Genomic DNA, 11,931 nt, shown 5'->3' on the forward strand with positions numbered 1-11,931 from the left:
TATGCTTCGTGTTAGCCCTAGTCTATAGATCTTTCTTAAAAAGTCATCTATTAAAAACCTTTATAAGCATATCTTCAGTTTAATCACTTTGTTGAGGATTTAGATCTTTAAAAACACAGTGCTTATTTTTGCAAAAGACTGATACCTGTAAACTGAAGCTTCCATCACGAAAACGATGCGAGACATAACCTAAGAGCTGCTCTTTCTTCGTATCGCTAACTTTATACAGAGAGTAGCCAATACCCGCCTGATCACAGCCTTGTTTTTTTGCAATCACAAGCTCTGTACTGTCGCCTGGTTGAAGAACTTCTGGACCGCTTTGCATGATACACCCCGAGTCAGGCCAGAATCTTGTTTTAACTAATGTATATTGCTGAGAGCCTTTATCACTTTGATTAATAAATTTTGAGCTATAAGTATCATCGGCCTGGCTTATAGCAGGCAAAGTAAAAAAGCACAACAATGAGGCAAAAATCCCTGCTATTTTCAGCATGTTAATTCCTTTCAAAAGGTGCTTAGCTTAATTGTAGATGAAAAATTCAAAAAAGAGCTGCTTAGATCTCATTGCCGCACTAATCGAAAATTCAATTCTTTTGAATTAAGCTTTTCGGTAGAACGGTAAGGGTTAATATCGAGACCGCCCCGTCGTGTATATCTTCCGTATACGGTTAGTTTTTCTGGCTGACAGCGATTCATAATGTCCGCAAAGATGCGCTCGATACATTGCTCATGGAATTCATTATGATTTCTGAAAGAAACCAAATATTTCAGTAGTCCCTCTCGGTTAATTTGCTTACCAGTGTAGGCTATTTGCACAGTAGCCCAGTCAGGTTGATTGGTTACCAGGCAATTGGATTTTAACAGATCAGAGTAAAGTATCTCCTCTACTCGCAGAGTTTCTGTGCAAAGATAACCTGGTTCAACTTGATACACAGAACAAGTCACATCAAGATCATCCAGGCACTCGCCAGCAGCACTTAATTCAATGTGATTGTAGCCGGAGTCTGTTAAGCTAAGTATACGAACCTGCACATCCCCTTCAACACATTGCTCCAAATCCTGTTTAACGATTTGTTTTACCGCTTCGTTATCTTTAAACCGGGTATTGTTAAATGAATTAAAATAGAGTTTCAATGATTTTGATTCAATTATATTTGGCGTTGCACAATCATAGATAATTTCTGCGATTGCTACGACAGGCTTCCCCTTCTCATTGAGCCATGACACCTCATAATGATTCCAGCAATCAAAACCGTAAAAAGGAAGAACCTTCGGTTCGATGCCAATTTCCCTGCGTTTGGGTGCACGAGCAATAGCGAATAAGCGCTCTGGGTTATAGTGGTCGTCATATTCAGATGACTGCCCTAGTTCCGATTCCTGGGGGATTTTATAGTTTTCCATTGATAATTCGTTCATGCGATTAATCTCTGAAAGGCAGATGCGAGTTAATTGATCATTGAGTCAGATTCTGAGACTATGAATTATGGTTTGTCACTGATAATTCTATCAAGAAACAAAACAATGAACCACTCTTGAATGGGTTTTTAGTCATGCAACACCAATTCACCTACGCTCCCCACTTGTCGGCGGGCTCCAGGAAATCTAATGAGATGTCTGGATTATACGTTAATATTTCCTTAATCAATAACAGTTAACATAATCCTGAGTTTCGCATTTATGAGCTTGTGCAATGTCGAAAATTGTCTTATTCATCCCTTTTTCTGCCACTGAAAATAATTTCTCACTTTATGTGCGAGCAATCAGCTGGCGCTATAATTATCAGCAATCTAGAAAAAATTATAAAGACATCAGTATTGTTACTTATCGCCATTTCGATGAGACAGACAATGATTATGAAGAGTATGTTGATGAGTTTAAATTTAGCGAAAAAAACTGTCCCAAAGGCTCAACTGTTTATCTTTTGGCGGACGGCATAGGACAGTCTCAATGGGTAAGCAACATTAATTCATTCTATAAAAGATCGGGCGAAGATACTTTTGTCTTACCAGTTAATGTAGTGGCTGGACGTCTAAAGGCATGTGGACTAACTGATCAGATTGCCAACAATCTTAAGGCACTGAAGTTATACATTTGTGAACAAAATAACAGTAACAGAAATCTTGCCGTTCATTTTGCTCAATCATTAGGTAAGCGTTACGAAAATTTAAATTTATTTTATTACACAGCGACACTTGTCGTGGCATTTCCCTATACGCATGAATACAATGATTTACATAATCGTGCGGAATCTGGCTCAGGTGAGACCATAGAGGCAGGAAGCCCCAAAAAGTTTCGCCATAAACTAGACCTGAATAGTTTAAATTTTGAAAACCAACCCGAGTTTAATGAATGTTCCAAGGCAATTTACTGTGCACCTAAACAACAGCCAAGAGTCGTCGATGTAGAGGATGACTGTGAAGTAAATGGTTTAGCGCTTGATAAATTAAACCTTTCAGAAGATACCTCAGTGGTTGTATCCGGTATCGTTGAAGAGCCAGACTCTCCGGAAGACACGCCTCTTATTACAATAAAAGCAAGCGTCAGCCGCTGGCAAGAAAATTTAAGTTTTTTCTCAGTTGAGGATCTCGAACCCGAAACTGAAGAAGTTTTCTTGAGGTCTTCAGTCGTTTGCGATTAAATATCCTGTTACTGGGGGGTGCAGTTCTCAACAATCAATTGTTGCCGTACGACATCCCTATCCCTTCCATGGTTCTCCTGAGCTGGAAATAGAGAGGTATAGTAAAGATAGGGATTAGCGCCTGAATATTGAAAATTTCTATCGCCATTAAAATTTGGACTGTCGGGATCCAGCATACCCGGATAAGCTTGCCCAAATACATTGCCTGCAGTTTGCCATTGGTCAAGCCAGGTAATTTGACGTAGAAAATATTCTTTAAACAAAGAACCGGTATTGGTTGCTGATGTCAGAATGCCAGTATTGGGATCAAGATTTGCGAGGGTATAGACAAATGCCTCGATCGATTGACCTGACTGAGAGTAATTGGTGTCCAGCCCGATAATGATAAATTTTTGCAGGACTGAGTTATAAGTCCAGGAAAAACGATAATAATTCGGTAGAACGCTGTGGCACAAGTATTGTTGCGGTTTTATCGGATTATATTCCGGAACAAGCGGAACCGTATAAGCTTTCCCGTCAAAACCAAGCCATCCTCGGGGATTGGCAAGATTGTCATTACGGTAAATACAAACTCCCGCCGCAGGTGCGGAACTGTTAAAAGGCTGTAGATTCTGCTCAACTAAAATATAGAAATAATCCCCCCATTGAATAATATTACTCTGCGCGAACATCCCCCCTTTGCCACTACTGTTAAAAGGATATGGAGCGACAATAAGCGGCATATTATACCCTGGCTGCTGTGCATCGGTGTAAAATTGAAAGCTGTTTCCACCGTCTGTTGAAAAGGCGCCAATCAAATTTCCATACACATCATCCACATTGGATGGGATTATATGATATTCATTATGGACAAATGTAAAAGCATTCTGCCCATCCAGGGTAAAGGGCGTAACCATCCAGATTTCGTTGTTGTAGCTTGCGATGGGATATTCATTCGGCGTGGTATTAAATTGACTTTCAAGCCAGGCAACGCATTGATTGTTTTCCTGATAACGTATGAGATTGGAAATAATATCTTTGGCACCATCAGCCACAGACACCCCTACTGATTTAAAATAACCCTTTGAGTTACTTGCAAACCACCAAACCGTCCGATCAGCGGCAATAAAAGGCCGTGCCGGGTTATCCGAATAATCGCCGTTAGGAATTGGACATCCGCTGGTATGATCAAATACAGTTTCTTCAGCTGGATTTTGGATACGCATCGGTCCCGACAGGGGATCGCAGGCGTTGATTGTGATAGAAAATGCAAGAGTCGTTTTGGTAAACAGAAGAGCCAGAAGAGGCAATGATTTCCTTTTCAAAAGTATGATCCCAAAAAACTGTCATTCTAGCGGAATTCAGTGCACAGAAAAAGAAAATATTTCGTAATTTCAAGCACTGGGGGCCGCTGTTGCTTCGACTTCTTCGGATAAATCAGGGGGCGGTTTTGCGGCCATGAGCTGGGATTTAAAATTGTTTTTAAATGATGAAAAATTCTTAATCCCCTCGGATGAACTTTGCTGCTCTGGAGTTGCTGTCAGGGGCTGGGCTGGCTCCGCCTTTTTTTCCTGGCTGTTTTCCAAAGCGGACGAGGTTTTATCGAATGCGCTAATCGCTGTTTCCAGCGCTTTTTTTGTTGTACTGAAAAACATCGCAAGCTGACCCTCTGCCTGCATCTCTTTGAGGACATTAGAAACCTGCGTCTTTGATTGTTCCACAGAATGTTTATCGGTGAGATTAGGCGATTCGATAGCCTTAATAGCTAATTCAATATTATCAATTTTTTTGGTTAGCATTGCCGCTTTCTCTGGCTTATTTTCCAGATTAAGTATATTGGCTCTTTGAGTAAGTAAATCCAAACGTCGATTAATAAGCGACTGATAAGCGATAGCGAGATCGATTTCAGCAGACGTTTTAATTATTGGAGGAGGCCTTCCTTCAGAAGTTCGACTGTAACTTTTTAAATCTTTTTTGTCGGGATCGGGATTTTTAGTCCAGGTATCAAACGCACGTTTCGATATAGCGATAGCCCCTTTGTCATTTTGCTCTGCAGGGATCCAGCTGTTCTTTTGACCATTAGGGTTTGGCTTAACCAGAATCATATCGTTGATGACGACCATTCTGAGTTTATCTTTGCTGTTCGATTCAAACCATTTTTCAGCCATGCGGGAACCCATATCGCCAAATTTAAAACCACTGGCTCCATAAGCCTTGGATTCAGGTATTCCCTGATTTGAGTTCATATCAAATTTTTGCTCTGAGTCAAATTGATCAGTTTTCCAGGCACGACGAGAGCCCAAAAAAGACACCACTTTCTGGAACAAACCAGGCTCCTCACCCTCTACCCTGCAAAAAACATGCTTGGTATTGGGCAAGGTTTCAATACGAGGCATCAGTTTTTTGATAGCGTTCAATGGCTTAATCCACATTGAAAAGGTTTCAGGTATAACCACCCCGACTCCAGTATCCGTTTTAAACAAAGCTTCCTGAACACGATCTTTTGCTTTGCCAAGAACAGCACTTTGCTCATGTAAATCCTTTATCCCCGTATAACCTTTAGCAATCGAGGCCTGAATAGCCAGTTTTCTTATTTGGGATACTTCCCGGGCGACTCCGCCATCCACGGCAACTACATCATTACCTGACATGTCGCCAGGCACCTTAGGCATGAACTGCGCGGTGGTTTTCACTGCCTGAACAGCAGAAACTGTTTTTCCCGAGCTGGAAGGTCCAGCAACAATAACCACTGCCCGCTTTGACCATTTCTCTCCTTCATAATGGGTAGTTGAGGCACTAAACACCGCTTCACGGTATTCCTTACTATTCATCTCCTCTTCAAGTGCGAGCCGATAGAGTTCCGCGCCCTCTTTATTTAAAAAACTCTCCATAGTAATAGTGGCTTGTTCTGGATTTGTTCCTCTGGTATCTGGATCTCCAACTTTGTATTGATTCGTTGTTTGTGAATTTATTTTTTCGACATGCTGAATAAACAGCTTTCGGAAAAACTCAGGATCGCTCGCCGCTATATTCGGCAGTACATTATGCTGGTTAAGATAGTTTTCTGCCTTTTCCCGATGTTGATCCTGGTAAGAACCTACTCCTGCATATAGCTCAGTTTGAGCATCAGTTGATAGCAATCGGTTAACCAATTGGTAGTTCGATTCTTCATGAGGTTGCTGATATATACCAATTTGAGCAAAAAGCTGGTCTGACAGTGCCATAAACGTCACACTCGAGGTTACTTCTTTATGAATATATAGCACAATAAATGCACAGCCGCTTGAGAGGAATTATCATGCTTATCAAATTTTTAAAATAGTGATTGACTCACCTGAAGAGTCAACGTTAAATAGACGCCTGGAATATATTTTTGAATAGATTTCTTATTAATTTAAGGACAAAAGATGAGGTTTTATAAGCCAATTTCTTTAGCGATTGGGATTTTATCTTCTATAAACAGCTATGCCGATGGCATTCTTGAAGATGAACCCTATCTCATTGGATGGTCAAAAGTGATTACCTTGAGTGCGGGACCTGCCTGGGCTTGGCCGGGCGATGACCAGACTTTAGGTCGTCTATATGTTTATCCCGTCAACTTCGATGAAGTGCATCGTTTCAGGGGAAGTCAGGATGCCAGCACTCTTGGAACGGGTGAAGTCTTTCTGGCATTACAACATCAAACTGGTCCGAACATGATTGGTCGGCTTGGTCTTGCCTTTGCAGGGTCCAGTCAGGTAGAAGTCAAGGGAACAATGGATTTAGTTGGGGTTCCAAGCGTAGCAAATTATAGCTATCACATTAACCACAGCCGAGTAGCTATCAAAGGTTTATTAGCCACAGAAAATCCCGGCTATTATGTGCAACCCTATCTGAGCGGCAGCTTCGGAATCGGCTTTAATCACGCCTACAGTTTTTCGACGCAGCCTCCTGTTTATCTACTGAATCCTGGTGTTGCATTAGTGCAACTAGGCTATCAAAGTAACACCACACAAGGTTTCTCATTTACGCTGGGAGCCGGGGTTCAAAAGTCACTGAGCCGTCATTGGCAAGTAGGATTGGGATATGAGTTTGCTGATTGGGGTAAGAGTCGATTAAACAATGAGATGCCTGACCCCTGGGGTTATGGTTACCCCAAGCTATCCAATTTATACACTCATGAATTGCAATTTAGTCTAAGTTTTATTTGCTAAGCCAGATAGTTTGCTCGGTATAAAATACCTGCTTACCGCGACTTGCTCGCGGTATCCATAGATCTAGCGCTTCACTATTGCCGCAGTCATTCTTGATACACAGGTTTTTTTCCCTCCTTCATCAAAAATATTGATCTCCCAAACCTGAGTAGTACGCCCCAGATGTATTGGTGTAGCGATTGCAGTTACAACTCCCTCTTTAACAGCGCGAAGATGATTCGCGTTGATTTCCAAACCCACGCAATAATACTTTTGTGGATCAATCACTCCATTGGCAGCCATACTGGCAACAGTTTCAGCCAGCGCTACATTAGCTCCGCCATGAAGAAGGCCGAAAGGCTGCCTGGTTCGCTCATTAACCGGCATACTTGCCTTCAAGAAATCATCCCCTATTTCCACAAACTCCATACCCAAAACTTCGGACATGGTATTTTCGATATATTGATTAAGCTGTTCAATGGTAATTTCCCTTGACCAGATAGGCATTACGATCTCCTCAACAGTCTATTATTAATGATCATAGTTGACCACATTTACAAAGCAATTCGTCTTCCCAAGAAATAAGCTAAACTAAAAATATAAGCATAAATAATCTAAGAAAGGGAAATCAACACATGACTTTTGTACAACACTGTGAGAATTGTGGCATTAAAGTAGAGATTGAAGATACAGATAATCTTGATTTGTCAGTTGAGAAAAAAGAAGAAATGGAGACCGAACCGCAGAAGCCCATTTTGTGTGTAAACTGTACTCAGCAAGCCAAGCCAATGAACATCTAAGCTCAAGCTCTAATCACCGCTATAGTAAAAGATAATCAATAACAAAGGGAAAAAAGATTAAAAAAAGGCCAAGAACTAAATAAAACATAAACTGATCCTGAATTCTTTTTTGTTCTTTTTCTCTGGGGCGCAGCATGTTAAAAGCCACGAAAAGCAGTACTATCCCAACAAGGGTACAAATTATTTGAACAAATAAAAATAGAGACATTTGATTTCCTGGCTACGCATTAGACCTATTGCATATATGAAATGGTGTGCAAAACCGTCTTTGCGAGCGTCAGCGAAGCAATCCAGATCAAACCTTGAACGAAGATAGGAACTGGATTGCCCTCGCTGACGCTCGCAAAGACGGTTACTTATTTTGTCTTGCAGCAACGACGTACAAAAAAAGTCTAGTGTTTGTCTTTCTTATCAGCTCTTTCTGAGCGTTTACCGGGCTTGTTCTGACTCATAGAGCCATTGCCCTCAGGCTTAGATACCTCTTTCTTATATTGTGGCATTCCAGCGGCCTCAGCAACCTCACGAACTATCTGAGTTGGATCGATACCCTCCATTGCAGCTGGATCCAGTACTTGCTTTGCCGTATTTTGCCAGGCGGTCATTGGGTTAAATTGACTCATGTTTGACATGGCGGTATCAAAGGCACTTTTCCCTGCTTTTGATTCTTCTCTCATTTGACCAAGTCCTTTCAACAATTGGAGCATGGCCCGTTCAGATATTTCATACGATTTTTCAACATAATCAAGCCACTTGTGTCCAGAATCAATCAGGGCAAAGATTTGTCTTTCCCAAATCATTTCAGGACGTTCGATTTTTTGTAAATTTTCTGCTTTAAAAGGTTGGAATGACTGTAAGGTTTTGATATTCAATTGCATCATTTCTTCCATAGGCTTTTGAATCTGCCTTGCAAATTGATTTAGCTGATTTATATAATTTTCCATAATCATGACAATCCCCGTTTTGTTGCATTGCACAATAAAAGATAGTCCTTAAAACGGAAAAAATCAAGTGCCAGATTTTGCATTTGGAAGTTAAAAAAAAAAATCAAAAGCCAAACCGAAGCCCGATATAGTTTACTAATCAAGGCTCCAGAGAAAATTTATTTGCTTTTGACTTTTTTCATCAGGCGTCTTTTCTTCTTTATCTGTCGGTCAGTCAGTTTATTTTTCTTATCTTTAAAGGGATTGGAACTGCTCTTAAACTCTAGTTTCAATGGAGTGCCGATCAAGCCTAAATGTTCTACAAAGGCATTAGTCAGATACCGTTTGTAGCTGCCTGGTAAAGATTCAAGCTGATTTCCATGAATAACAATAATAGGAGGATTATGTCCTCCTGCATGTGCGTACCGCAGTTTGATACGTCTCCCCTGAACCAAAGGCGGCTCATGCTGGCTAACAATATCCTGTAACAACCGGGTGAGCTTGGGCGTTGAGAACGCTTGTACTGCAGACGCGAAAGCCTCTTTAATATCTTTAAAGAGTAAACCGACTCCACTGCCATGCAATGCAGAAATAAAACGGATTTTGGCAAAATTTGCAAAATGGAGACGTCGTCCGATTTCACTACGAACATGCTCCTTATGATCCTCCTCCAATCCATCCCATTTATTGACTGCGATAACTAGCGCCTTCCCGGCTTCTATAATAAAGCCCAGAATATGCATATCCTGCTCGGTTAGACCTTCTTTTGCATCAATTAGCATTAAACAGACATGCGAGTTTTTTATAGCCTGTAAAGTTTTAATAACCGAGAATTTCTCAATTTTTTCATCAACCCGCGCTCGGCGGCGAACTCCAGCTGTATCAATTAATATATAGCGTTGCTCATCTCGCTCAAAGGGGATTGATATGCTGTCACGAGTCGTTCCAGGCATATCGTAAACAACAACCCGTTCTTCGCCCAGTATGCGGTTGATTAAGGTAGACTTCCCAACATTGGGTTTGCCAGCAAATGCAATTTTAATCTCGTTTGGATTCTCATTATCCAGATTTGACTCGACAGCATTAAAATCAGCTGTTAAATCATGCAATAGATCGGACATGTTTCGTCCATGAGTTGCCGAAATGGGATAGATATCAGAAAAACCCAGTTGCTGAAATTCTGAAATGGCAATTTCTTCGTCAAGACCATCAATTTTATTTACAACAAGATAGACAGGCTTGCCCAGTTTGCGCAGCTGAACAGCGATTGTTTCGTCAATTCCTGTTCGTCCATCTCTGGCATCCACCAGAAAAAGAATGACATTGGCTTCTTCAAGAGCCATTGCCGATTGTTTGGACATTAAGGCATCCACAGCCAAATCCTCGACACCTACCCCGCCTGTGTCAACAATGATAAATGATTTGTCTCCAAACTCTGCCTGACCATACTGCCGATCTCGAGTTAACCCGGGGTAATCCGCCACTAAGGCGTCCTGAGTCTTCGTTAACCGATTAAACAGAGTGGACTTGCCTACATTAGGCCTGCCCACTAATACAACCACTGGAATCATGCTTACCCTACTGAAAATCGGCTTAATTTGCCGTTATTGGTCATAACATACACATCTTTACCTGAAACACTTGGTGTTGAAGTAATTGCACTTCCTACCTGAGCTCTCGAAATAAATTCCCCTGACTGAGCTGAAAGAACATGCAGCATCCCCGTTTTATCACCAATCAGTAAACGGTCGCCCGAGATCACCGGCTCCGTTAAGCCACGTGCTTTCAATGCGACCTGTTTCCAGTTCACCTGCCCGTTTTGCTTATTAATAGCCCAAACGACATCCTCACTATCAGTCAGATAGAGCGTGTTGCCTTGTACTGTCATATTCTTATAAATGGAGGCTGGTTTTCTCCATATAAACTGGCCATCAGAGAGAGAAAATGCACCGACATAACCCTGATAGCTGCCTAAAATAACTGTTTGCCCTTCAACGATGGGATCCGCGTCGATATCTACCAGACGCTCGACATCACTGGCACCACTGGCAAATGCAATACTACGTTGCCAGATGACATGCCCTGTTTGAATATCTACCGCATCCATTTTCCCATCGGAGTAGCCTACTAATGCGGTTTGATTGTTCACTACCACCGGAGATGAACTGGCTTTCAATACCAGACCTGGTGCGCCATGATCAGATACCCATAATTGTTCGCCGGAAACCAGGTTGAAAGCGTACAAGTTACCATCAATGGTTTTTGCCAGCACTTTACCTTGAGCAATCACAGGCTTGGACAATACTTCACCCGATACACTGGCCTGCCAACCGTCACTACCGTCAGCCTGTTTTAGAACGATCACTTTGGAATTTTCAGTACCCACTGCAATGTAGCCAGCGCCTATACTTGGGCCGCTAACTAACACATTGTCCAGCTTACGTGACCAAAGGATTTTTCCATTTTTTTTGTCGATTGCTTCAACTGAGCCACTGGCATCCGCTGTATATATCGTATTTCCAACGATAACGGGTTGTAATTTAAGATAATTACCTGAGTGCTTGGCATGGCTGACAGGAACAGACCATTTTTCAGTTAAAGCGACTTTGGGCTTAATTGGCTCAAGTTCATTGGGAACAGGGGTATTATCTTTACCTAAAAGGTAATCATCTACCGTAGAGCAGGCACTCAAAGCCGAAATTACAACTAATAATAAACTTTTTTTAAACATAGGACCTCTTTATTCTATGCAGCCTGTAAATTACTTTTTGTTACGCTTGATTGAGATAATGCGGCTAACTCATTTGTTTTCATTTCCAAAAACAAATTGCCTATGCCATGTGTCCTCACCTCTGTAATCGCCTCTTTATAAGAAGTAATTGCCTGCTGGTAGTGACCCGTTGCCGCAAAAATATCTCCCTTCAGTTCATTGATAACAGGCATATAGGCGGCATCGTCTACCGATGTCAACTCCTCAAGCGCCTTGTCATAATTTTTTTCAGCAGCCAGAAGGCGTGCAATGCGAATGCGGGCAACCTGTTTCAAGGCTTTCATTTTGGAATGGGAGGCCACGCCCTCAAGCATTGTGCGTGCTTTGCCAAAATGGTTATGAGCAGTCAGCAATTTAGCCAAAATCATGCGTGCAGCATCTGCATAGACCGTTTCACTATAATTGGTTATCAGATCATTCGCATAGGATTTGATTGATTTATTATCCTTATTGGAATAAGCAACCATCATGTGCTCATAAGCGTTGGATGCCTGCATGTTGACCTTTTCAACATGCCAGTTCCAATACTTATAAGCGGATACGGCCAGCAGAATAACAGAAAGCACTATAGTAATCAGAGTGCTGTAGCGATTCCACCATTTCTTAATTGCTTCTAACTGTTCTTCTTCTGTCATGTACACTGACATTATCT

General features: G+C 41.6%; 12 protein-coding genes. 3 read left to right on the forward strand and 9 right to left on the reverse strand.

Annotated elements, in window-relative coordinates; translation table 11 throughout:
- Nucleotides 1-79: 79 nt before the first annotated feature.
- Both DYH61_RS07560 and queF read right to left on the reverse strand, forming a co-directional pair.
- Nucleotides 80-493: a hypothetical protein gene (locus DYH61_RS07560; RefSeq protein WP_058508289.1), complete on the reverse strand. Its 414-nt coding sequence runs from the start codon at nt 491-493 to the stop codon at nt 80-82.
- Between the two features lie 68 nt (nt 494-561).
- Nucleotides 562-1,416, reverse strand: coding sequence for an NADPH-dependent 7-cyano-7-deazaguanine reductase QueF (gene queF / locus DYH61_RS07565; RefSeq protein WP_058508290.1), 855 nt, complete (start codon nt 1,414-1,416; stop codon nt 562-564).
- A gap of 274 nt (nt 1,417-1,690) precedes the next feature.
- Between queF and DYH61_RS07570 the strand changes: the two genes are divergently transcribed.
- Nucleotides 1,691-2,638 (forward strand): hypothetical protein, encoded by a 948-nt coding sequence (locus tag DYH61_RS07570; RefSeq protein WP_058508291.1) that lies wholly within the window; start codon nt 1,691-1,693, stop codon nt 2,636-2,638.
- 8 nt (nt 2,639-2,646) lie between these two features.
- On the opposite strand, the gene DYH61_RS07575 is transcribed toward DYH61_RS07570, so the two are convergent.
- Complete coding sequence (locus DYH61_RS07575) at nt 2,647-3,942, reverse strand: hypothetical protein (RefSeq protein WP_133129105.1); 1,296 nt, start codon at nt 3,940-3,942, stop codon at nt 2,647-2,649.
- Nucleotides 3,943-4,011: 69 nt separating this feature from the next.
- Nucleotides 4,012-5,841, reverse strand: a complete 1,830-nt coding sequence (locus DYH61_RS07580) for a hypothetical protein (protein ID WP_058508293.1) — start codon at nt 5,839-5,841, stop codon at nt 4,012-4,014.
- Nucleotides 5,842-6,024: 183 nt separating this feature from the next.
- Here DYH61_RS07580 and DYH61_RS07585 point away from each other — a divergent pair, with 183 nt between their 5' ends.
- Nucleotides 6,025-6,810: an outer membrane beta-barrel protein gene (locus DYH61_RS07585; RefSeq protein WP_058508294.1), complete on the forward strand. Its 786-nt coding sequence runs from the start codon at nt 6,025-6,027 to the stop codon at nt 6,808-6,810.
- A 63-nt stretch (nt 6,811-6,873) separates the two neighbouring features.
- On the opposite strand, the gene DYH61_RS07590 is transcribed toward DYH61_RS07585, so the two are convergent.
- Nucleotides 6,874-7,296: a hotdog fold thioesterase gene (locus DYH61_RS07590; protein WP_058508295.1), complete on the reverse strand. Its 423-nt coding sequence runs from the start codon at nt 7,294-7,296 to the stop codon at nt 6,874-6,876.
- A 128-nt stretch (nt 7,297-7,424) separates the two neighbouring features.
- Between DYH61_RS07590 and DYH61_RS15625 the strand changes: the two genes are divergently transcribed.
- Entirely contained in the window at nt 7,425-7,589 is a 165-nt protein-coding gene (locus tag DYH61_RS15625; protein WP_157072303.1) for a hypothetical protein, read from the forward strand.
- A 392-nt stretch (nt 7,590-7,981) separates the two neighbouring features.
- Here the strand turns inward: DYH61_RS15625 and DYH61_RS07600 are convergent, their stop codons facing one another.
- The 4 genes from DYH61_RS07600 to DYH61_RS07615 all read right to left on the reverse strand — a co-directional run bounded on the left by DYH61_RS07600 (nt 7,982) and on the right by DYH61_RS07615 (nt 11,926).
- The gene (locus tag DYH61_RS07600) at nt 7,982-8,536 is read right to left on the reverse strand and encodes a hypothetical protein (RefSeq protein ID WP_058508296.1); all 555 of its coding nucleotides are present in this window, start codon (nt 8,534-8,536) and stop codon (nt 7,982-7,984) included.
- Nucleotides 8,537-8,688: 152 nt separating this feature from the next.
- Nucleotides 8,689-10,080 carry a ribosome biogenesis GTPase Der gene (gene der / locus DYH61_RS07605; protein WP_058508297.1) on the reverse strand — a complete coding sequence of 464 codons (1,392 nt, stop codon included), beginning with the start codon at nt 10,078-10,080 and terminating at the stop codon, nt 8,689-8,691.
- A gap of 2 nt (nt 10,081-10,082) precedes the next feature.
- Complete coding sequence (gene bamB / locus DYH61_RS07610; RefSeq protein WP_058508298.1) at nt 10,083-11,240, reverse strand: outer membrane protein assembly factor BamB; 1,158 nt, start codon at nt 11,238-11,240, stop codon at nt 10,083-10,085.
- A 14-nt stretch (nt 11,241-11,254) separates the two neighbouring features.
- Complete coding sequence (locus tag DYH61_RS07615; protein ID WP_058508299.1) at nt 11,255-11,926, reverse strand: YfgM family protein; 672 nt, start codon at nt 11,924-11,926, stop codon at nt 11,255-11,257.
- Nucleotides 11,927-11,931: the final 5 nt, after the last annotated feature.

Origin of the sequence: Legionella quinlivanii (assembly GCF_900461555.1) — a bacterium.
Lineage (GTDB): Bacteria > Pseudomonadota > Gammaproteobacteria > Legionellales > Legionellaceae > Legionella_C > Legionella_C quinlivanii.